We start from the raw sequence: 22,064 nt of genomic DNA, 5'->3' as shown, positions 1-22,064 counted from the left end.
TTTTGTTAAAATAATAAAAACAATTCTATCAAAGTTTAGGAAATTTATGAAAATTTTTATACATCTTCCCACTTGGCTAGGCGATGCAGTGATGGCTTCACCTGCTTTATACGCTATAAAAGAACATTTTAAAAATGCCCAATTTATCCTTTATGGATCTTTGGTTTCCACAGCACTTTTTAAAGAATTTCCTAATTCTAAAATCATCATAGAAAATAAACTATCCCGTTATAAACAAGCTCTATCTTTACGCAAAGAACTTGGTAAGATCGATTTTAGCTTTGCTTTTAGGTCTGCGTTTTCTTCTAAGATTATCTTGCATATTCTTAAAACGAAACAAAGATATTTTTTTGACAAAAACAAGCACAAAGAAGAACATCAAGTTTTAAAATACCTTTATTTTATAGAAAACTCACTTGGCATAAAAGCTCATTTTAAAGACTTAAAGCTTCCCTTTAAGCTAAAATTTCAAAGCCCTCTTGTCTTAAAAAATGGCAAAAAAATTCTAGGACTCAACCCTGGCGCAAGCTTTGGAAGTGCAAAAAGATGGGATGCGAGTTATTTTGCTAAAGTGGCTTTAAATTTCAGCCAAAGTCATGAGATTTTAATCTTTGGCGCAGGAAAAGCCGAACAAGAACTTTGTAATGAAATTTATCAAATTTTAAAAGAACAAAACATAAAAGTAAAAAATCTTTGCAATAAAACCACCATCAAAACCCTTTGTCAAAATATCGCTTTTTGCGATCTTTTCATCACAAATGACAGTGGACCTATGCACATAAGTGCGGTTTATAAGGTAAAAACCGTAGCTATTTTTGGCCCTACGAAATTTACTCAAACTTCACCTTGGCAAAATCAAAATGCAAGATGGGTGCATTTAGATCTAGCTTGTATGCCTTGTATGCAAAAAACCTGCCCTTTAAAACACCACAAATGCATGAAAGATTTAAAACCTGAAGTGATTTTAAAGGCAATTCAAAATTTAATTAATATCTAATTTTTTCTTAATGTAAAAAGCATAAGATAGTTTTAAAATATTTCTAGAAAGTCTAAAAATTTCTCTAATAATTTTTCTGTAAAATTTAGCCTTCAAAAATAAACGTCCAGCTTGAGAAATTGAACTTTCTATTCTACAATCATGTTTTAATAATAAAAGCTTTTTAACTATAATTTAACACATTATGTTTATAAAACATATCCATATAATCATCTACAGGATCCAATTTTTAGCATATTTAAGAAATTTCACTGCAGCACTTACTTGCAGTACATAACCTTGAGCTCCAGAAAGTTTTTCAAAACTTAAACAATATCCACTCTCGTTCAAAAAATACAATCTTTTATCAAATAAATAACAAAGTCTTATATATTCATATTTGCTCTTTAATAGCTCATCTATATATTCTACTCCATTATTTAAAAATTCATCACTAAATTCCACATCATCCTCTAGGATGATTATAGGCTCATCAAGCTTCACACATTCTTGCCAAAGTTTATAATGACTAGCAAAACAAGCTTTTTCTCCATCAGAAAGCTCTCTACCCAAAACCCAAGAACCCCACCAAGGAAAATGATCTTTAAATTCCAAATGTTCTTTATTTTTAGCATCAATAGCTTTAAAGAAAATAAATTCTAACTTTATTTTTTAAACTAGGATTTTTTTCAAAAAGCTTTTGAATTTGTTTTTTCATATGCTCTTTTCTATCTAAAGAACGCTCTAAATTTATGATAAAAACTTTCATTAAAAACCCTCATCGATGATCTGACAAAGTGTGTGTATGATTAAAATGTGCATTTCTTGAATTCTAGCCGTATCATCGCTTGGCACAACAAGATTATGATCACAAAGCTTATTCATCATTCCACCGCCCTTTCCACTAAGCCCTAAACAAAGCATATTAAGTTCTTTTGCTTTTTTAAAAGCCTCTAAAACATTGGGACTTTTTCCACTGGTTGAAATGCCGATTAAAACATCATTTTCATTTCCTAAAGCCTCCACTTGTCTTGAAAAAACAAACTCAAAACCATAGTCATTTCCTATAGCACTAAGCGCTGAAGTATCGGTTGTAAGCGCTATACCTGCTAAAGCCTTGCGTTCTTTTTTATAACGCCCACTAAGTTCAGCTGCAAAATGCTGTGCATCAGCTGCACTTCCACCATTTCCGCAAATTAAAATTTTACCACCTTTTTTAAGACATTCACATAAAAGCTCACCTATTTTAGCGATTTGTCCTTTTAAAATTTCACTTTCTTGAACGATTTTTTGATGTTCTTGCCATTCTTTTTCTACTAAATTTATCATTTTTTATCCTTAATCTTTTCTATAATCTTACTCGTACTAAATCCTTCTTCAAAATCGATTAATTCAACTCTTGAAATCAAATTTGAACCTACAACAAGCTTATCTTTATAATCAGCTCCTTTAACCAAAATATCAGGCTTTAAAAAGCTTATAAGTTCTAAAGGTGTGTCTTCATCAAAAATCACTACAAAATCTACAAAATAAAAAGCTGCCAACATACAAGCTCTTTGAAACTCTGAATTTACAGGACGACTCTCACCTTTGAGTCTTTTCACACTCGCATCTGAGTTCAAACCTACAATCAAAACATCGCCCAATCTTTTAGCTTTCTCAAGATATTTTATATGTCCAAAATGCACGATATCAAAACAACCATTTGTAAAAACAATCTTTTTATCATTTTGTTTTAAAAGCGTTAAAAGCTCTTCTTTGCTTTTGATCTTTTTCTCAAAACTCATACTTTTAAAACTTCTAATCTCATCAAAACTCACACTCACACTACCTATTTTACTTACCACAACGGCTGCAGCTTCATTGGCAAGTTCACAAGCTTTAAAAATTTCAATCCCATTTGCCAAACAAAAAGCCAAAACGGCAATCACACTATCGCCCGCTCCTGTTACATCATAAACTTCTAAGGCTTTAGCAGGTGCGATTTTTAAACCCTCATTAAAAAGCGCAATCCCCGCTTCTGAAAGAGTGATAATAGAATAACGCAAAGAAAAATCTTCTTTTAATTTTTTAATCCCTTTTTCTAAATTTTCACCCTCTAAATTTTCAAATTTCAAAGCTTCTAAAGCTTCTTTTTTATTAGGCGTGAGCAAGGTTGCACCGCTATATTTACTAAAATCACTCCCTTTAGGATCAACTAAAACAGGGATATTTAAAGCCTTAGCCTTTTTTATCACAGCCTTACAAACCTTAGGCGTTAAAATACCCTTAGCATAATCGCTTAAAACCACAGCTTTAAAATCTTTAATCTTTTCATCAAACAAAGCAATAAGCTCATTTTCAAGCAAAATCTCACTTGTATCTTCTTCATCTAGTCTTAAAACCTGCTGATTGTGTGCCATAATGCGATTTTTAAAAGGGGTTTTGCGTCCTTTTTGGATCAAAAATTCTCCTTTTAAATTTTCTTGTAAAAATTTCCCACTCTTATCATCACCCACAACACCAAGCGCAAAAACATCAGCCCCTAAACTTTTTAAATTTGCATAAACATTCGCAGCCCCGCCTAATCTTTTATCTTCCTTAAGAGTTTTAGCTACCAAAACAGGGGCTTCAGGACTGATACGCGAACAATCACACCAAGTGTAATTATCCACCATAAAATCCCCTATAATTAAAATTTTAGGTTTTTGCTGGCTTAAAAACTCAAGCATTTACTTCCTTTTCAAAAAGTCTTTTTATCTCATCTAAATAATCTTTAATCCCCTCTTCAAGACTAAATTTTGGCTGATAATCCCAAGTTTGATCTAGTTTTGCTTCAGTATGGAATTGATAAGATTTTACATAAGGATTTGGGATATATTCACAAGGCAAATCAGTCTTTAACTCTTTTTGCAAAATATCAACTATATCTTGAAAGGTTCTTGCTTTACCACTGCCTACATTATAAACCCCACATTTTGAATCAAGGGCGATTAAATTAGCACTAATAACATCTTTAATATAAGTAAAATCTCTATAAATTTGATCACTTCCTTCAAACAATCGTGGATTTTTTCCTGCTAAAATTTGATGGCCAAATTGCAAAACCATAGAAGCGGTTTTGTTTTTATAAAATTCGCCTTTTCCATAAACATTAAAATATCTAAGTCCTACCAAATGAGCTTTATCGTAATATTTTTTCGCTAACTTATCCATCATCAATTTTGAAAAAGCATAAGGATTTTTTGGTTCTTCATCCTTACCTACAGTTTGTGGACTTTTTGCATCACCATAAACCGAAGCTGAACTTGCATAAATAAGCTTTGCATTAAGATCTATGCTAAGTTCTATAAAATCTTTAAAAGTATTTAAATTGGTTTGCAAAACCTTAGTTTGATCAAAAACTGTAGTGTCTGAAATTGCTGCTTGATGAAAAATAATCTCTGGCTTAAAATCTTCAATCTTTTTTAAAACTTTTTCATCGTTAATATCACCTGCAAAAAGTTCTCCATCAAATTCAAGTAAATTTTTAAAATGTCCAAAACTTTGTAAATTTCCATTTTCAAAAGTCGCACTGCTACGCATTTTATCAATGATTAAAATTTCATGTTTTTCTTGCAAATTTAAAGCCAGTTGCGAACCTATAAATCCTGCACCACCTGTGATTGCTACTCTCATTTAAATGTCCTTTTCTTTAAAAAAACTCAAAATTTCTTTTAAATTTTTAAATTGTCTAAAAAAATCGCCTTCTTTTTTTTCTTCATTTACTAAAACCAAAGTGCCAATATTAGCATTTAACCCTGCTTGCATATCGCTTAGATTATCTCCGATAAAAATAGAATTTTTCATATCTAAATTAAACTCATCTTTTGCTTTTAAAAGCATTCCTGCTTTAGGTTTGCGACATTCACAACCTTCTAAATGCGGACAATGATAAATTTTATCAATTTTTATACCTTGTTTAGTAAATTCTTTAAGCATATAATCACAAAGCTTAAAAAAATCACTTTCCTTATAATATCCTCTTGCAATGCCTGATTGATTTGTCGCTATAAAAAGCAAATATTTTTTAGCTAAAAAATATCTACAAAGTTCAAAAATTCCATCACAAAATTCAAAATCTTCTATTTTATAGACATATTTTTTATCTATATTAATCACACCGTCTCTATCTAAAAATAATGCTTTTGTTTTCATAAAAAACATTATAATATAGCTTTTTTGAAAAGAAAATAAACATTATCTTTATTTTCTTAAGATTTTTATAAAAATAAAGATATATAATATCTGGCAATCTAATTTTTACTGAGGAGAAATCAAATGAAAAAATTATTAGTAGTTTCTGCTTTGGCATGTCTTGGTGTTTCTGCTTTTGCTGCAGATGGTGCTACACTTTTTAAAAAATGTGCAGTATGCCATGGTGCAAATGCTGACAAAGTTTACTTAAACAAAGTTCCAGCTTTAAAAACTCTTTCTTCTGCTGAAAGACTTCAATACATGAAAGAATATTCAGAAGGTAAAAGAAATGCTTATGGTCAAGGTGCGATCATGAAACTTAACCTTAAAGGTTTAACTGAAGAAGATTTTAAAGCTATCGAAGCTCATATTGAAACTTTAAAATAATTTCTAAAAAAGGCTTTCCTTTTCAAGAAAGCCTTTTTTTATCCAAAGCTTCTTTTTTACGTCTTTCTAATTCTATAGCATCACGCAAAGAATCCTCATCATCATTTAAAGTAGTAAATTTATAATCATCATCAAATTGCTTATTTTTAATCCCCCAAAGCAAAGTTGCCAAAATGATAAAAAACGCTAAGATAGAAACTCCTATCATCATCATGATTATACTATTCATTCTTTAATCCTTAAAGCATTTAAAACGACTATTATACTACTAAAAGACATAGAAATAGCAGCAAATAAAGGATTTATCATACCCAAAAAAGCCAAAGGTATGGTGCAAGCATTATAAAACAAAGAAAAAGCAAGATTTTGCTTGATAATTTTAAAGGTGTTTTTAGATAATTTGATGGCTTTTTTTAAAGAAAGCAAGTCATTTTTCAAAAGCAAAACATCACTACTTTCTATAGCTAGATCACTTCCTTCTCTTAAAGTCATTGAAACACTTGCGTATTTTAAAGCTAGTGCATCATTTACCCCATCACCTACAAATAAAACTTTGTAATTTTTACTTAAATTTTCTATAGTTTTCATCTTATCTTCAGGAAAACAAGAAGCTTGATAATTTTGAATTTCTAACTTTTTAGCGATTTTTTCCACTGCTTTTTGATGATCGCCACTGAGTATCATTAATTCTTTCTTTTCTTTTTTAAGATAAGCGATAAGCTCTTTTGCACCTTCTCTTAAAACACTATCAAACTCAAAAAAAGCTAAAATTTTACCTTCCTTGGCAAAAATAAAATGCGTATTATCAAATTCTTTAGCCACAATACCCTTTTCTTGCAAAAATTTAGAACTTCCGCCTAAAAGCAACCCTTCATTTAACTCAGCACTTAAACCTTTAGCTTGAATACTCGAATGCTTTTTAAAATCCAAATTTAAATCCTTAGCTCCTTTTTGCTTTAAATATAACACAATATTTTGAGAGATAGGATGTTTAGAAAGTTTTACAAAATTATAAAGCTCGTTTAAATCAAGCGCTTTATCTAAAAAAACCTCTTTAAGTTCAAGCTCTATTTTGGTTAAAATACCCGTTTTATCAAATACCACACAATCACATTTGCTTAAATCTTCTATCACGCTAGAACTTTTAAATAAAATATGCTTTTTTAAAGCCCTACCTAAAGCCACAAGATTGCTCACTGGCGTTGCTAAAGCCAAAGCACAAGGACAAGCGATAATCAAAACTGCAATCGCATTGACTAAAGAAATTTCGAAACTCTCTTCTTTATAAAAAAACCAAAAAGCAAAACAAATAAAAGCGATCAATAAAACCGTTCTAGAAAAATAAGCCAAAAGACTATTAACCAAACTTTCAAGTTTTGCTTTTTTAGAACTTGCAAGTTCTAAAAGCTGGATAATTTGACTGAGTTTTGAATCCTTGTAAAGCTTTGTTGCTTCATACTCCACACTTCCATCAAGCACTATACAAGCTGAAAAAATTTCATCTTCTTTTTGTATGAGTTTTGGGGTATTTTCTCCATTTAAAGAAGAAGTATCCACACTCATTTCACCACTTTTACAAATCCCATCGATTAAAATTTTATCTCCAGTTTTAAGCAAAATTCTATCCCCTAAACAAACCTTTTGAACTTCTTTAGGAGCAAATTCTTTACCATTGAAAACTAAAACTTCATTTTGTAAAAAATCATTAAGCCCATCTATGGTATCTAAAGCACGCTTTTTGCTAAACATCTCAAGATATTTACCTATAAAAACAAAGCAAATTATCATCGCCACAGAGTCAAAATACACTTCCCCTACCCTAAAAAACATGGCCCATAAAGAATAAACATAAGCCAAACTCGCTCCGCTAATCACCAATACATCCATATTTAAACTATGCATTTTTAAAGTTTTAAAAGCACTTTTATAAAAATGAGATCCCGTATAAAAAAGCACAGGAGAACAAAGGATAAATTCAGCAAAATTTAAAATATCCTTAGTGTCCTTATCCATACCGCTAAAAAATCCTGCGTATTTTGCCACTGCTATCCACATGATATTCATCACACAAGCTATAGCCACAACAAGCTTAGAATAAAATTCCCTTTTTAGTAAATCCGCTTTTTTTGAAGCCTTGCTCGCATCATAAGCACTCGCTTTATAGCCTATGCTTTCAATAAGTCTTAAAATTTGCACCAAAGAAATACTTTGCTCATCAAAAACAATGCGTGCTTTATGGTTTAAATGATTAATATCAAGTTCTAAAATTCCTTCTTGTTTGGTTAAAATTTTCTCATTAAGCCACACACAAGCTGCACATTCTATACCGTGTATCATGAGATAAATTTCACTAAATCCTTCTTTGGTTTTAGTGATAAACTCATCATAATTTTTCATTTCATTTTGAAAATTTACAGGGCTTAAAGTTTGATTTCCAAGCTTTTCATAAAACTCATCTAATCCACTTTCATGCAAAATTTCCCAAACGCTCTCACAACCTTTACAACAAAAAAATTTACCCTTATACTCTATCATTTGGGCTTGTTTATAATCAAGTTTGCAATGTTCACATTTCATAATCATTCTTTAAAAAAATATTTTTTATAATTATAAACAAATTTGACAAAAAGTGCATTTTTTTATTAAAATCACATTTTACAAAAATTATTCTGCTAAATCTTACGAGGACTTATGGAAAAAGAAAAAAAACAACATCAAAGAACCCACGTTCCAGTGGAAGGTTATAAAATCGAAGAATTAAAATTATTAGATTTAGAAAATCTAGTTAAAATCGCCAATGAATGTGAAATCGAAAACCCAAGAGAATTTCGCCGCCAAGAACTTATTTTTGAAATTTTAAAAGCACAAACAAAAAAAGGCGGTTTTATACTTTTTACAGGGATTTTAGAAATTTCTTCCGAAGGTTATGGCTTTTTAAGAGGTATGGACTCTAATCTTAGCGATAGTGTTAATGACGCTTATGTTTCAAATTCACAAATTAAAAAATTTGCTCTGCGTGTAGGCGATATCGTTACAGGACAAGTTAGAGAACCAAAAGATCAAGAAAAATACTACGCTCTTTTAAAAATCGAAGCGATCAATTATCTGCCTTTACAAGAAGCCAAAGAAAGACCTTTGTTTGATAACTTAACCCCTATTTTTCCAACAGAAAAAATCAAACTCGAATACGATGCAATGAAGCTTACAGGTCGTGTTTTGGATCTTTTTACTCCTATAGGAAAAGGACAACGCGGGCTTATCGTTGCTCCACCACGCACAGGTAAAACAGAGCTTATGAAAGAACTTGCTACTGCTATTGCAAAAAACCACCCAGAAATGCATTTAATCGTACTTTTAGTCGATGAAAGACCTGAAGAAGTTACCGATATGCAAAGATGTGTAAAAGGCGAAGTTTTTAGTTCTACTTTTGATTTACCTGCTTATAATCATGTGCGTGTAGCTGAACTCGTGATAGAAAAAGCCAAAAGAATGGTGGAAACAGGCAAAGATGTTATCATCTTGCTTGATAGTATCACAAGACTGGCACGTGCTTATAACACCGCAACTCCAAGCAGCGGAAAAGTCCTAAGCGGCGGGGTGGATGCTAATGCCCTACACAAACCAAAACGCTTCTTTGGTGCAGCTAGAAATATAGAAAATGGAGGCTCTTTAACTATAGTTGCTACAGCTTTAATTGATACAGGTTCAAGAATGGATGATGTGATTTTTGAAGAATTTAAAGGCACAGGAAATAGCGAAATAGTTCTTGATAGAAATATCGCCGATAGAAGAATTTATCCTGCGATTAATATCATCAAATCAGGAACAAGAAAAGAAGAATTACTCCAAGGCGTAGCAAATCTTCAAAAAATTTGGGCGATCCGTTCAGCGATTTCTCAAATGGATGATGTTGAAGCGTTGAAATTTTTATATTCTAAAATGCTTAAAACCAAAGACAATGTAGAACTTTTATCTATAATGAACGAGTAAAAAATGCTTCAAGCTTTAGCGATTAAATACAGACCAAAAACTTTTGATGAACTTATAGGACAAAAGACAGTTAGCGTAAGTTTAAAATACGCCCTAAATCATAATCGCTTAGCTCATGCTTATCTTTTTTCAGGACTTAGAGGAAGTGGAAAAACTTCAAGTGCTAGAATTTTTTCTCGTGCTTTAGTTTGCGAACAAGGACCAAGTGATACTCCATGTGGCACTTGCAAACACTGTCTTGCAGCACTTGAAGGCAAACATATAGACATTATAGAAATGGATGCTGCAAGCAACCGTGGGCTTGAAGATATACAAGCCTTAATCGAACAAACCAAATACACCCCTTCTATGGCAAGATTTAAAATTTTCATCATTGATGAAGTACATATGCTTACCCCACAGGCTGCAAATGCACTTTTAAAAACCTTAGAAGAACCCCCAAGTTATGTTAAATTTATACTTGCAACCACAGATCCTTTAAAACTCCCAGCTACCGTGCTTTCAAGAACGCAACATTTTCGCTTTAAACAAATTCCCCAGAGTGAAATTTTAAATCATCTTAAAGAAATTTTACTTAAAGAAAATGTTAAATTTGAAGAAGAAGCTTTAAAATTTATAGCAAGAAGTGGCAACGGATCTTTAAGAGATACTTTAACCTTGCTTGATCAAGCCATTATTTTTTGTCAAAATGAAATCAGCATTAGTAAAACTACAGATATGCTAGGATTTTTAGATCCTGAAAAAATCAAAGCCTTTTATCAGGCTATTTTAACAAAAGACAAAGAAAAAGTTTTTGCATACTTAGAAGAACTACAAGACTATGAAGCCTCAAGCGTGATCGATGAAATGCTTTTTTATTTAAAAGAAAGTTTTTTTGCAAAAAGTACAGAATTTTCTACTTTAATTTATGAAAGATTTTTCCGTATTTTATCAAAAGCTAAAAATATGCTTTGCGATGATGATGGCTTTACGATTTGTGTTATGGCTTTTATGATGATGGAAGCAAGCCATTTAAAAGAAATTGATGCACAAATCCAAGAAATCAAACAAGAAAATACAACAAATATTACACCTAGGATCACACCTTCTCCTATCATACCTAATCTTGAGAAAAAAATAGAAAAAAATGCTTATGAAATCTTGCTTGATAGTATTTATGATAGGGATTTTGATCTTGCAGAATGCTTTAAACAAAGCACGAAATTTATTAGTTTTGAAAACAATACCTTAAATATAAGCTCAAATGCACAAGGACAAAATCGCGATACACTCAATAAAGGCTTTAAACTCATACAAGAACTTTTTAAGGCTAAATTTGGGGAAAATGCTAAAATTAATGTGCAAAAAGTACTAACAATTGATGAAAATAAGCTTCAATCCTTAACTCAAGAATTACCAAACAATGAAAATAAAAACATAGATATTCAAAGTTCTATTAATATGCTTAAAGAAGGGGCCAAAAAATTTGACCCACAAGAAGATCTTAAAGAGGCTCTTAAAGATTGTTTTGGAGAGCCTAGTATAGAAAATTAATCATTTTTAAGAGAGATGAAAATCAAAGCCAAAAACATATAAGTTACCAATCTTGTAGTATCAGGTAAACCTTTCCAAACCTTACTCATCCACATTCCAAACCATTCTGCAACAACTACTTGGAAGGCAAAAAACCATAAAATACACAAGTTAAAGAAATAATCCCAAAAAATCTTAGCATTATGAAAGCTTTGAGCATCTAAATTTCTAGCTTTAAACATATCATAAGCACCTTTTTTAGAGCTGTTAAGGCAATAAAAGTTTCAAAAAGAATAATTGCTATATAGCCTATATGATAAATCACGGGAGAAGTAATAGCCATATAAACTACAGCATTACCTAAATAAATCAGGCTTTATATCCATACTCATCACATGCGAAACAAATTGGAAATTAGAATTGTAATCTGTCACATTTCCAAAAACCACTATACCTGCTAACGATACAACGGTAAGCAAAATAATAATTTTTGAAAATCTAATCATTTTGCTTATGCAAAAACATTTTTGTTGCATTTATACTCTTTTAATAATATATTTTAGTAATATTAATTATATATAATATATTATTAATAAAAATCAAATTTTTAAATTCTTTTAAGTCTTAAAGAATTAAGCACTACAGTAATAGAACTAAAACACATTGCAAGTGCTGCTATATGAGGACTTAAAGAGATAAAAGGTATAAATCCTGCCGCGATAGGAATGCAAAGCACATTATAAATAAAAGCCCAAAAAAGATTTAGCTTAATAATACCGCGTGTTTTTTTAGCAAGTTTAAAACATTTAAAAATCGCTGATAAATCATCTTTTATCAAGATAAAATCTCCTGTTTTTTTAGCAAGTTCATTTGCCTTTGAAAAACTCATACTCACACTTGCAGCAGATAAAGCCGCCGCATCATTGATCCCATCTCCTACAAAAAGAGTTTTTTTAAATTTTTGAATGATTTGTAGTTTTTCTTCACTCTTAAGCTGAGCGTGAAATTCGTCTATTTGTAATTCTTTGGCTATTTTTTCTACATTTTTTACATGATCGCCGCTTAAAATAAAAGTTTTAAGATTTTGCTCTTTCAAATTTAACACAAGCTCTTTGGCTCCATCTTTTAAAGCATTGCTTAATAAAACACCGCCTAAACACTTTTTATTCTTAGCAAAATACACTCTAACATATTCTTTAAAAGAGTCAAAAAAGATATCACTTTCTTTTGTATCAATTTCATTTTCGTGCAAAAACTGCGCACTGCCTACGAGATAATTATCATTATCTTCTTTGTATTTTATGCCAGAACCCACAATCACTCTTCCCTCACCCTTTAAATCACAAATTTGATCTTTATGTAAAGCCTTGGCTATAGGATGAGAGCTTAAACTTTCAATTTGACATAATTTATCAAAATCATCTTTAGAAAGATTGTGTTTAAAAACACTCAATTTTTCCTTTGTTAATGTACCCGTTTTATCAAAAAAAGCATACTTAACTAAGGCTAATTTTTCTAAAGCAGCAGGATTTTTAATAAGAATGAAATTTTTTGCCGCATTTGCACTTGCCACAACCAAAGCTATAGGCGTTGCAAGACCTAAAGCACAAGGACAAGAGATCAAAAGCACAGCACAAGAGTGTAAAAAAGCTGTATTTAAATCTGCTTTTAGCACCCAAAAAACAAAAACTAAAAAAGCAAAAAATATTATACCCCCTACAAAGTATTTAGAAATTTGATCTGCTAAATTTGCCAAAGGACTTTTGATACTTCCTGCTTCAAAAACTAGATTTTTGATTTGTTCTAAAGTACTATCCATGGCCTTTTTGTTTGCTTTGATCCTTAAAGCACCATTTAAAACTACTGCTCCTGCTTGAACTTCATCGCCTTCTTTTTTTAAAACAGGCAAAAACTCCCCATTTAAAAAACTCATATCAAGCTCTGCACTCCCTAAAAGCACTACTCCATCTGCAACAATACTTTCTCCTTCTTTTACCAAAAGTACATCGCCACTTTTGACAAAAGAACTTGAAATTTCTTTGATACTTTCATCTTCAAGCAAAATTTTTGTCTTTTTTGTGTCTATATTTTCTAAAATTCTTTGATAATCTTGTGCCTTAAATTTAGCCTTACTTTCAAGATATTTTCCTAAAAGCACAAAGGAAATAATCATCATTGCACCACTAAAATACAAATCTTCTTCTTTGAAAATTTGCAAATACACCAAAAAAGAATACACAAAAGCACTCAAAGTCCCCAAAGCTACAAGGGTATTCATATCTAAATTTTTACTTTTAAGTCCTAAAAAAGCATGAGAAAAAAAGTCTCTCCCACAATAAAATATCCCAAAAAAACTCAAAGCCATTTGGATATTTTGAGAAAAAGAACTTTTAACAAACATTTCAAAATACATAATAATCACACTCAAAACTATACTTAAGAGCAAATTTTTTCTTAATTCTAAGTGTTTTTTTGCCTTGTATGCGTTCAAGCTTTGTTCATCTTCTAAAATTTCAAAGCCTAAATTTTGAATTTTTGCGATGATATCCTTGCGTTTTTCTTGATCTTCAAGTAAAAAAACCCCGCTAGAATTCACATAAGAAACACTAGCATCTTTAACACCATCAATTTTTTTACAAGCTCTTTCTATAGCGTTAGAACAATTAACGCAAGTCATTTTGCCTATTTTTATACGCAATTCTTCCATTATAAACGCTCTACGATCTCAAAACCTAAATCTTGAAATTCTTTTGTAAAATTTGATACTTGATTTTCTTCTAATTTTAAACTTAAAATTTTTTGCTCCAAATCCACTTCTATATTTCCAAATTCATCTTCAAGAGAATTTTTGATCAAATTTACACAATTCATGCAATTAACATTTTTTACTTTAAATTTCATTTTTACTCCTTATAGGTTGTATGGTAATGTGCCCGATTTCAAATTCATGCAATAACTTATGAGATAAATCCTGAGATAGTTTTTCAAATTCCTTTAGATTGCAAACTCTTACTTTTAAATGCATAGAGGCTACTAGCATTTTATTAGTGATTTGAGTAATATGCAAATCCACTACCTCATCCACACTAGGATTTAAAAGCAAAACTTGTCTTACTTTTTCTATATCCACAGGAGAACTTTCAAGCAAGACATTAGCGCTTTGTTTAAGCAAGATAATCGCCCATCTTAAAAGCAAGATTGATAATACAATAGCTAAAATCGTATCTATATAAACAATACCGCTAAAATACACCACGATCCCACCTATAATAACCGCTAAAGAACCCAATAAATCGCTCATCATATGCAAAAAAGCGGACTTCATATTGACATTTTCTAAATTTGCACCCTTAAACATCATCAAAGCATTAATCCCATTTACCAAAAAGCCCAAAATAGCTACAATTATCATGGTTTTAGCGTCAATTTCTTTTGGATTGATAAATTTTTCTATAGCCTCATAAATGATAAATAAAGCCGATAAAATAATGGTTAAAGCATTGATAAAAGCCACTAAAACTTCAAGACGAAAATACCCAAAGGTCTTTTGATGATCTTGCCATTTTTCTACAGCTATAATGGCTAAAAAACTAAGAGCTAAGGCAAAAACATCAGAAAACATATGCAAAGTATCGCTTAAAAGTGCCAAAGAATTTGAAAGGATTGAATAAATAAATTGCACAAGCATCATAGAAAAAGTCATTAAAAGAGAAATTTTTAAAATCTTTTTATCCATACTCCTTGCATCAGCATGGGAATGATGATGTTCATGAGAATGTTCTTCGTGATTATGATGACAAGATTTGTTAGCTAAAGGCTCGTGTGATAAAAATTTATACATCTTATATCCTTTTTGCTTGACATTTTAAGATATTAAGCTAAAAAGGATATAAATATTTGTTATTTTTATAAAAATTAAAAGTCAAAAAGCTCGCCTAGCCAACTTTCTTTCTTTTTCTTTTTATAGTAATCATTGTGCTGATGATAAGCTGAGTCATTATATCTTGACTCTTGTCTTGGAGCTTGGTTAAAATTTGCTGTATTAGGGACACTGCGTTCTATGATTTTGTCAAGTTCTCCACGATCAAGCCAAACGCCACGACACTTTGGACAATAATCAATCTCAACTCCACTCCTATCACTCATAACCAAATCTACATTACAAACTGGACATAACATACAATACCTTTTTTTTAAATTTTTGATTTAAAATTATAAAAAGAAATATTAAACAAATTTACAACAAGTTTTAATGTTTTTTTGCATGTCTAGTCATCATAAAACTTTGTTCAAAAAATATAAGCAAGGTAACACTCACTCCTATAGCTAGAGCCAAAGTCACAGAAACAGTTGTAAAAAAATAATCAAAAAATTGAACCAAAAATTCAGACTTAGCCTTCAAATCATCACTGCGTATAAAAGAAATAAGATACAAAATCGCTTTATAAGCATAAATTCCAGGTATCATAGGAATAAGAGCAGGGAAAGCGATAATTTCAGCAGGAGTTTTGATGATTTTTGCTAAAACAATTCCTAAACATCCTATGCAAAATGAAGCAACAAAAGTTGCAATTGCTAAAGTTTGAAAATGAAAATATTCCACCAAGGTAAAACGAAGCCCATGTGCAATTGCCGCTAAAAGAGCAGATAAAATAAGGGTTTTTAAAGGTGGATTACAAGCATAAGCAAACCCAAATCCCGCCACAGCAGCAAAAAACATATCTCTTAAAATAAATTCAATCATCTTAAAATCCCAAAATCCGAAATACTAAGCGTCATGTAAATTCCAAGTGCTATACAACAAATCAAAATAGCCACGCTGATAATACGGCTAAGCCCCATTAAAATATGATCTTTTAATATATCAATCACAGAATTTATAAAAAATACTCCTGGTATAAGATACAAGATACTAGAACCCAAAGCCACATCAGAAGTATTGGTATATCCCATATCCAGTCCAAAAAATACAAACCACGATGAGATAAAAGAACAAAGGATGTATTGAATTCTTAAATCAATCTTTGCTTTAGTTAAAATATATCTTAACAACAATCCCACAAAAGTTGCAAAAAATACTAAATTTCCAGCACCAAAATCACCACCAAAAAGCCTACAAAAAGCTGAATTTGCCATAGAAACAAATAAAAGATTAAGCAAATAAGAATGCTTTTTTTGTTGAGAAATTTGCTCAAAAACGACTTTTGCTTTTTCAAGATCGTATTTGTGATCATATATAGCCCAGCTTAAAGCACTTAAATCAAAAATAAGCTTAAAATTAACATGGGCATGATGATTGGGTATAACATAAGTTCTTTGAATGGAGTTATCATCCATATCTACAACATTTAAAGTAATATGATGAAAAAAGAAATTGATATTTATCTCATAGCCATAAACCTCAGCTATTCTTCCTACGCATTTTGCCACCCTAGCTGTATAAGTTCCAGCACCTAGCAAAGTTTTAGTATATACGATTAAAAAATTAGTTAATCTTTGTATATCAGGTTTTTCCATATTTTAATAATCTTTGATTGAATTTGTTATAATTATAGCAAATTTTAAAATAAATAAGGAGAAAAAATGGCAAAAATCGGTATAGTTGGTTTAGGTTATGTAGGAGCTGCTAGTGCTTATAGCATAGTTACTCAAGGAATTTGTTCAGAACTTTACTTATATGATATAAAACAAGATTTAGCTCTAGCTCATGCAAGAGATTTGGAAGATATGTCAGCCATTCATTTTTCTTATACAAAAATTTTTCATGTGCCAAATTTAGAAAATTTAGCTTCTTGCGATATTATCATTTTAGCTTTTAGAAAAGAAAGCTTAAAAGAATTACCTAGTCGCTTGGTAGAACTTCAAAACAATATCCTCGAACTTAAAGACATTGTCTTAACCTTAAAAAATGCTAATTTTAAAGGCAAATACATCGTCGCAACAAATCCAAATGACACCATAACTTACTACACTCAAGTATTAAGCCAATTACCTAAAAATCATGTTTTTGGTAGTGGAACAAATTTAGATAGTTCAAGACTTAAGAAATTTTTAGCCAAAGATTTAAACATAAATTCAAAAGATATTTTTGCTTGTATGATTGGCGAACATGGAGATTCTCAGTTTGCAGCACTTTCTAATGCAAGCGTTTTAGGACAAAATTTATTAGATTTTTACAAGCAAAGATTAGGCAAAGATTTAGACATACAAGAACTCGAAAAAGCCGTGATTAGTGAGGGATATTTCATCTATGAACGCAAAGGAAGAACAGAATTTGGCATAGGAACTTCTTGTGCAAATTTAGCCAAAGCCATCCTAGAAGATAGAAAAAGTTTACATCCTGTAAGTGTGGTTTTTGATGATATAGCTTTTTCAATGCCCGCTATCATAGGAAAAGATGGTATAGAAAAGGTTTTTGAATTAAAATTCAATGAAAAAGAAAAAATAAAATTAGAAAATTCAAAACAACAAATCAAAAACGCCATACAAAGTGTAAAAGATAAAATTTAAGCCTTTTTAAAAGGCTTTTTGATTTTAATATAAATTAAACTTGCTAAAATCACAAAAACAATTATAATAATTAAAATTTGAGTTAAATAAGTTTTAATCAACTCTTCATTTTGTCCTATATAATAACCCAAAAATACAAGTATAGCCACCCAAATAGCGCTACCAAGTGCAGTAAAAAGTATAAAATTTATAAGTTTCATTTTTACCAAACCTGCAGGCATAGAAATATACTGACGAATCCCTGGCAAAAGACGACAAGTAAAGGTTGAAAATTCCCCATGTTTGTTAAAAAATTCTTCAAATTTAGCAAATTTGACTTCGTTTATACCAAAATACTTACCCCATTTTAATACAAAATTTTTACCCCAAAAAAAGCAAATATAATAATTAATCAAAGCCCCTAAAGCAGAACCTAAAGTCCCACTAAGTATACAAAGAGTGATATCAAGTTCGCCTTTATGTGCCAAATATCCAGCAGGTATCATAACAACTTCACTTGGAAAAGGTATAAAACAACTCTCTAAGGTCATTAAGATAATAATACCCAAATACCCCCAAGCGCTAGCCGTCTCAACAATAAAAGAAATGATTTCTTGCATATTAGCCTTATTTGAAGAAAATTTTAAAAAATTGTAGCTTAAAAGATTAAACAGTAAAAAGCGGTTTTATACCGCTTTTTTTATTTACCTGCAACTGAAACTTGATTTGGATTGTCCGCTGCACGAGCGATCATACACTCTTTTAAAACAGCAGCATCAGCTGGATCGCTAACTTTTTTATTAATCCAGCGTTCAACTTGTTTCATTGTTTTTGACTCTGGCTCTGGAGCTTCGTATTTTGCCATCAAACTTGCACAATCAGCCAAAGCAATGATAGGTAATAAACTTGCAAAAAGTATTTTTCTCATCTTTTGCTCCTTAGAATTTTACATTATACATTAACATGATATTATCAGCTCTTGCTTTATCTTTTTTCGCTCCACCAAATGGTAAGCCACGATTACCCCAAATATTTTGGATATTAGTATAACTTAAGCGTAAGAATTGATATCTATCAAGTTGATAAATCACATAAAAATCATGTGCTGTTCCTCTTGTCATTCTTATATTAAGCGGATCGTTGATACTTGGACGGCTCATAGTATACCAGTATCTACTTCCCCAGAAGAACTCATACCCTACTTTTAAAGTCTTGGTAAAATCATAGCGTCCACCTACATGCACAGCATAGCCATCTTTTTCATTAAATTCCAATTGAGATTGCACAGCAGGAATTGCACTTAGAGTATGTGCATTTGTTCCGTTAGAATACCCTAAAGATACAAAATAATTAAAATTTGTACCAAAAGCATTGTAATTTTCAAAATGAATATTTGCTAAAGTTAAATTTCCTAGATTGTAAACACCATCTTGTAAAACATTAACCAAAGCACCGCTTGGGCCAATTGGAAGATTGATTCCTGGAAGTGGTAATGCAAAATCAGTCATATGAGCCACATTGAAGATAATAAGATTATCCCCCATACCTTCTATAGGAAGCTCTCCTTCTACTGCAGCATAGTAAAGATTTGCATCAGCATCTTTTTGATCGCTCATCCAGTCTCTTACCTTACCCTCTTCATCCCATTGATAAGTTTTACCATAAGCTGCACGGATGGCTACCTTATGATCTTGCAAACTTTCAGGTTTATAAGTGATTACTGCTGCATCACCTAGAGCATTAATCGCTAAGGCTGGATAAGTGGATTGTCTTAAAGCATTGTTTCTAAGATTACTTCCTGGGCCATCGGTTCCTGGCTGTCTTCCTATGGTTGCAATCCACTCAGGTGTGATATAGTAGTCAAGATAAGCTCTATCTACATAAAGTACAGGCCCACTTGTTCTTGTGTTTCTTCCTGCATCTAAGTCAAGTGGACTTCCACTCCAACCCATTTGAGACCAATTTTTAGCCATAGATAAACGACCATAGAATTTGGTTTTATCATTAATATCAGCATTCATATTTAAATGAAGCTCATTCATCCATTTGTTATTAGCACTATAATCTTGTCCGCTAACTTTATAGTTTGTATTTGAAACTGCTGTTGAAAACTCAAGTCCAAATTTAACCTTGCTCAAAGCAGCTTGGAATTCTGTTTCATCGGCCCTATCATTAAGATCAGCAAGTTCAGCTTTTACAGCTTCATTTTGCTTAGCTTGAGCTTCCCTTTCTTTTCTGATTTGTGCAAGTTCAGCTTGAATTTGTGCAAGCTGTTTTTGAAGCTTGGTTATCTCATCATCTGTATTTTTAGCAAAAAGTGAAGATGAAAGAAGACAAGCACTTAAAATAAGTGAAAACTTAGTTTTCATAATCATAACTCCTTGTAATTTTGTTACATTTAGCAAATTAAAATTGTGATTATAGAAAAAAAAGTTTAAAAAAAAATTATACATTAATCATTTTTAGCTAGTCAAACTTATGACTAGCTTTGTAAATATTGTAGTTTTAAAAAAGTTTTAAAATTTTAAATTTTTAAATTTTATCGCAAATTTTTATGTCTAAAATTTTATCTCCTTGGCGTATAGAGTCTAAAACTTCTAAACTTTCTTCATCTTTTGGATCAATTTGCCCAAAAACAGTATGAACCCCATCTAAATGAGCTTGAGGGCTGTGACAAATGAAAAATTGAGAACCACCCGTATCGCGTCCTGCGTGTGCCATAGATAAGGTTCCACGCTCATGTTTATGCTCTTGATCATCACATTCGCAAATGATTTCATATCCAGGCCCACCTACACCATTGCCGTGTGGACAACCTCCTTGTATGACAAAATTTGGGATCACACGATGAAAATTTAAATCTTTATAAAATCCCTCATTAGCCAAAGTAGCAAAATTACAAACCGTTTGCGGAGCCTCATCGCCAAAAAGTTTTAATTTCATTGTGCCTTTTTCAGTTTCTATAAGAGCAAATTTGTATTCATTTACTTTGCTTGTGTCGATTGTTTTTATCATTATTTCTCCTTAATCTATATTTGTATAAACAGCTTGAACATCATCATCATCTTCTAACTTATCTAAAAGTTTTTCTATATCGCTAAGCTGTTCTTCGCTAAAGCTTACAGGATTGTTTGGTATATACTCAAGTCCTGCTTTTTTAAGAACTAAACCCTTAGTCTCTATAGCAGAACTTAGCTCACCAAAGGCAGTATAATCACCGCTAATTACTAACTCTTCTTCATTTTGTTCTAATTCTTCAAGCCCTGCATCGATCAAATCAAGTTCTAATTCTTCTAAATCTCCTGCAAATTTTTCAAGATGAAAAACCGCTTTTCTAGCAAACATAAAGCCTAAAGATCCATTTTGTAAAACTTCTCCACCATTTTTGCTAAAAATGGCTTTAACATTAGCCACGGTGCGCGTAGGGTTATCGCTCATACATTCAACTATAACCAAAGCTCCATGTGCAGCTTTTCCTTCATAATGAATGTTTTTAATATCTGCGCTATCTTTTCCACTCGCACGCTTAATAGCCGCATCTATATTATCTTTTGGCATATTATTTGCTTTTGCTGTGGCTATAGCACTTCTTAATTTTGGATTCATATCAGGATCAGTGCCACCTTCTTTAGCAGCTACTTGTATGGCTTTAGCAAGCTTAGGAAAAAGCTTACTCATTTTATCCCATCTAGCCTCTTTAGAAGCTCTTCGGTATTCAAATGCTCGTCCCATAAATTCTCACTTTCTTTAAAGATTTTTAAACTTAAAAGTATAAACTAAAAAGGCTAATTAAAGCTTTAAATGGTATGATTTTACCATTTATTTTTAGGGAGAAGCTTTTTGAATATCGCAAAAAAAGAACTTTTTGTTGCTTGGTTTTTCTTGATTGCTGCTATTGTATTTGAAGTTTTAGGTACTAGTTTTTTAAAAATGGAAAATCAAATTTTAGGCTATATATTTATGGCTTTATTTATAGCTTTTTCTTATTTTTTTATGGGCAAGGCGATTAAAAAAATTCAAGTAGGCATAGCCTATGCTGTATGGGAACTTTTAGGGATTATTCTTATACTTTTAGTTTCTTTTATAGTTTTTAAAGAGAGTTTAACCTTAACTCAAATTCTAGGCATTATTCTTTCTATCGTTGGAATTATCATGATTAATATAGGCGAGGTTAAAGAATAATGTATATTTTTATTATTGTTCTATCGGCATTGTTAGATATCGTAGCAAATTTATTGCTAAAAAAATCAGATGGTTTTAAGAATAAAATTTGGGGCTTAGCTGCGATTGTCAATGCTATACTTGCTTTTTTTCTACTTTCTTTTTCTTTAAAATATGTTCCTTTAAGCATAGCTTACTCAACTTGGGGTGCTATAGGCATCATAGGAACTTGTCTTGGTGGATGGATTTTATATAAAGAAAAATTAAACAAAATAGGAATTTTAGGTATCATTATCGTGATAATAGCAGTATTTTTGCTAAATTATTAAAACAG

At 31.3% G+C, this 22,064-nt stretch carries 23 protein-coding genes and 3 pseudogenes; 7 read left to right on the top strand and 19 right to left on the bottom strand.

Annotated features, from left to right (window positions below; genetic code table 11):
- Nucleotides 1-46: 46 nt before the first annotated feature.
- On the top strand, nucleotides 47-997 hold the full coding sequence (locus FBF15_RS03775; RefSeq protein ID WP_165434565.1) for a glycosyltransferase family 9 protein: 951 nt from the start codon (nucleotides 47-49) through the stop codon (nucleotides 995-997).
- On the opposite strand, the pseudogene FBF15_RS03770 reads toward FBF15_RS03775, so the two are convergent.
- The 5 genes and pseudogenes from FBF15_RS03770 to gmhB form a co-directional block, all read right to left on the bottom strand.
- Nucleotides 983-1,745: pseudogene (locus tag FBF15_RS03770) on the bottom strand (glycosyltransferase family 25 protein). The gene FBF15_RS03775 and the pseudogene FBF15_RS03770 overlap by 15 nt on opposite strands.
- A complete protein-coding gene (gene gmhA / locus FBF15_RS03765) occupies nucleotides 1,745-2,305 on the bottom strand; it encodes a D-sedoheptulose 7-phosphate isomerase (protein WP_023890815.1) in 561 nt (186 codons plus the stop codon). The pseudogene FBF15_RS03770 and the gene gmhA overlap by 1 nt, the downstream one beginning before the upstream one ends.
- Nucleotides 2,302-3,687 carry a D-glycero-beta-D-manno-heptose-7-phosphate kinase gene (rfaE1, locus tag FBF15_RS03760; RefSeq protein WP_165434564.1) on the bottom strand — a complete coding sequence of 462 codons (1,386 nt, stop codon included), beginning with the start codon at nucleotides 3,685-3,687 and terminating at the stop codon, nucleotides 2,302-2,304. Before rfaE1 ends, gmhA begins: the two co-directional genes overlap by 4 nt.
- Entirely contained in the window at nucleotides 3,680-4,633 is a 954-nt protein-coding gene (gene rfaD / locus FBF15_RS03755) for an ADP-glyceromanno-heptose 6-epimerase (RefSeq protein WP_002872242.1), read from the bottom strand. Before rfaD ends, rfaE1 begins: the two co-directional genes overlap by 8 nt.
- A pseudogene (gmhB, locus tag FBF15_RS03750) lies at nucleotides 4,634-5,195 on the bottom strand (D-glycero-alpha-D-manno-heptose-1,7-bisphosphate 7-phosphatase).
- An 80-nt stretch (nucleotides 5,196-5,275) separates the two neighbouring features.
- Between gmhB and FBF15_RS03745 the strand changes: the two are divergent.
- Nucleotides 5,276-5,578, top strand: a complete 303-nt coding sequence (locus FBF15_RS03745; RefSeq protein ID WP_002852762.1) for a cytochrome c — start codon at nucleotides 5,276-5,278, stop codon at nucleotides 5,576-5,578.
- Nucleotides 5,579-5,600: 22 nt separating this feature from the next.
- On the opposite strand, the gene ccoS is transcribed toward FBF15_RS03745, so the two are convergent.
- Nucleotides 5,601-5,807: a cbb3-type cytochrome oxidase assembly protein CcoS gene (gene ccoS, locus FBF15_RS03740; RefSeq protein WP_002852798.1), complete on the bottom strand. Its 207-nt coding sequence runs from the start codon at nucleotides 5,805-5,807 to the stop codon at nucleotides 5,601-5,603.
- Nucleotides 5,804-8,161, bottom strand: a complete 2,358-nt coding sequence (locus tag FBF15_RS03735; RefSeq protein WP_072233205.1) for a heavy metal translocating P-type ATPase — start codon at nucleotides 8,159-8,161, stop codon at nucleotides 5,804-5,806. Before FBF15_RS03735 ends, ccoS begins: the two co-directional genes overlap by 4 nt.
- Before the next feature lie 108 nt (nucleotides 8,162-8,269).
- Here FBF15_RS03735 and rho point away from each other — a divergent pair, with 108 nt between their 5' ends.
- Together rho and FBF15_RS03725 are read left to right on the top strand one after the other, a co-directional pair.
- The gene (rho, locus tag FBF15_RS03730) at nucleotides 8,270-9,568 is read left to right on the top strand and encodes a transcription termination factor Rho (RefSeq protein WP_002852852.1); all 1,299 of its coding nucleotides are present in this window, start codon (nucleotides 8,270-8,272) and stop codon (nucleotides 9,566-9,568) included.
- Nucleotides 9,569-9,571: 3 nt separating this feature from the next.
- Entirely contained in the window at nucleotides 9,572-11,101 is a 1,530-nt protein-coding gene (locus FBF15_RS03725) for a DNA polymerase III subunit gamma/tau (protein WP_002867395.1), read from the top strand.
- Here FBF15_RS03725 and FBF15_RS09620 read toward each other — a convergent pair.
- The 7 genes and pseudogenes from FBF15_RS09620 to FBF15_RS03680 form a co-directional block, all read right to left on the bottom strand.
- A pseudogene (locus FBF15_RS09620) lies at nucleotides 11,098-11,586 on the bottom strand (DUF2165 family protein). The gene FBF15_RS03725 and the pseudogene FBF15_RS09620 overlap by 4 nt on opposite strands.
- A 101-nt stretch (nucleotides 11,587-11,687) precedes the next feature.
- A complete protein-coding gene (gene copA / locus FBF15_RS03705; protein WP_038816597.1) occupies nucleotides 11,688-13,787 on the bottom strand; it encodes a copper-translocating P-type ATPase CopA in 2,100 nt (699 codons plus the stop codon).
- Nucleotides 13,787-13,981 carry a cation transporter gene (locus tag FBF15_RS03700; protein WP_165434563.1) on the bottom strand — a complete coding sequence of 65 codons (195 nt, stop codon included), beginning with the start codon at nucleotides 13,979-13,981 and terminating at the stop codon, nucleotides 13,787-13,789. The genes copA and FBF15_RS03700 overlap by 1 nt, the downstream gene beginning before the upstream one ends.
- Nucleotides 13,971-14,921: a CDF family cation-efflux transporter CzcD gene (gene czcD, locus FBF15_RS03695; RefSeq protein WP_038816598.1), complete on the bottom strand. Its 951-nt coding sequence runs from the start codon at nucleotides 14,919-14,921 to the stop codon at nucleotides 13,971-13,973. The genes FBF15_RS03700 and czcD overlap by 11 nt, the downstream gene beginning before the upstream one ends.
- 74 nt (nucleotides 14,922-14,995) lie before the next feature.
- Complete coding sequence (locus FBF15_RS03690) at nucleotides 14,996-15,259, bottom strand: zf-TFIIB domain-containing protein (protein WP_002831611.1); 264 nt, start codon at nucleotides 15,257-15,259, stop codon at nucleotides 14,996-14,998.
- Between the two features lie 70 nt (nucleotides 15,260-15,329).
- Nucleotides 15,330-15,824, bottom strand: a complete 495-nt coding sequence (locus tag FBF15_RS03685; RefSeq protein WP_002831613.1) for a threonine/serine exporter family protein — start codon at nucleotides 15,822-15,824, stop codon at nucleotides 15,330-15,332.
- Entirely contained in the window at nucleotides 15,821-16,597 is a 777-nt protein-coding gene (locus FBF15_RS03680) for a threonine/serine exporter ThrE family protein (protein WP_002853925.1), read from the bottom strand. Before FBF15_RS03680 ends, FBF15_RS03685 begins: the two co-directional genes overlap by 4 nt.
- A gap of 66 nt (nucleotides 16,598-16,663) precedes the next feature.
- On the opposite strand from FBF15_RS03680, the gene FBF15_RS03675 reads away from it, so the two are divergent.
- Nucleotides 16,664-17,590, top strand: a complete 927-nt coding sequence (locus FBF15_RS03675; RefSeq protein WP_052862190.1) for an L-lactate dehydrogenase — start codon at nucleotides 16,664-16,666, stop codon at nucleotides 17,588-17,590.
- Here FBF15_RS03675 and FBF15_RS03670 read toward each other — a convergent pair.
- From FBF15_RS03670 to FBF15_RS03650, 5 genes are all read right to left on the bottom strand, one after another.
- Nucleotides 17,587-18,189: a DedA family protein gene (locus FBF15_RS03670; RefSeq protein ID WP_038816600.1), complete on the bottom strand. Its 603-nt coding sequence runs from the start codon at nucleotides 18,187-18,189 to the stop codon at nucleotides 17,587-17,589. The genes FBF15_RS03675 and FBF15_RS03670 overlap by 4 nt on opposite strands.
- An 80-nt stretch (nucleotides 18,190-18,269) precedes the next feature.
- The gene (locus FBF15_RS03665; RefSeq protein ID WP_002822505.1) at nucleotides 18,270-18,497 is read right to left on the bottom strand and encodes a hypothetical protein; all 228 of its coding nucleotides are present in this window, start codon (nucleotides 18,495-18,497) and stop codon (nucleotides 18,270-18,272) included.
- A 10-nt stretch (nucleotides 18,498-18,507) separates the two neighbouring features.
- The gene (locus tag FBF15_RS03660; protein WP_038816601.1) at nucleotides 18,508-19,938 is read right to left on the bottom strand and encodes a DUF3373 family protein; all 1,431 of its coding nucleotides are present in this window, start codon (nucleotides 19,936-19,938) and stop codon (nucleotides 18,508-18,510) included.
- Nucleotides 19,939-20,101: 163 nt separating this feature from the next.
- Nucleotides 20,102-20,584, bottom strand: a complete 483-nt coding sequence (locus FBF15_RS03655) for a peptidylprolyl isomerase (RefSeq protein ID WP_002822502.1) — start codon at nucleotides 20,582-20,584, stop codon at nucleotides 20,102-20,104.
- 9 nt (nucleotides 20,585-20,593) lie between these two features.
- The gene (locus tag FBF15_RS03650) at nucleotides 20,594-21,301 is read right to left on the bottom strand and encodes a YebC/PmpR family DNA-binding transcriptional regulator (protein ID WP_002839081.1); all 708 of its coding nucleotides are present in this window, start codon (nucleotides 21,299-21,301) and stop codon (nucleotides 20,594-20,596) included.
- A gap of 108 nt (nucleotides 21,302-21,409) precedes the next feature.
- On the opposite strand from FBF15_RS03650, the gene FBF15_RS03645 reads away from it, so the two are divergent.
- Both FBF15_RS03645 and FBF15_RS03640 read left to right on the top strand, forming a co-directional pair.
- Nucleotides 21,410-21,751 carry a multidrug efflux SMR transporter gene (locus FBF15_RS03645; protein ID WP_002783013.1) on the top strand — a complete coding sequence of 114 codons (342 nt, stop codon included), beginning with the start codon at nucleotides 21,410-21,412 and terminating at the stop codon, nucleotides 21,749-21,751.
- Nucleotides 21,751-22,059: a multidrug efflux SMR transporter gene (locus FBF15_RS03640; protein ID WP_002777309.1), complete on the top strand. Its 309-nt coding sequence runs from the start codon at nucleotides 21,751-21,753 to the stop codon at nucleotides 22,057-22,059. Before FBF15_RS03645 ends, FBF15_RS03640 begins: the two co-directional genes overlap by 1 nt.
- The last annotated feature ends 5 nt before the right edge of the window (nucleotides 22,060-22,064 follow it).

The sequence above is a fragment of the Campylobacter sp. CFSAN093233 genome (assembly GCF_011068165.1).
Classification (GTDB): domain Bacteria; phylum Campylobacterota; class Campylobacteria; order Campylobacterales; family Campylobacteraceae; genus Campylobacter_D; species Campylobacter_D jejuni.
This window is presented reverse-complemented; position numbering and strand designations above follow the sequence as displayed.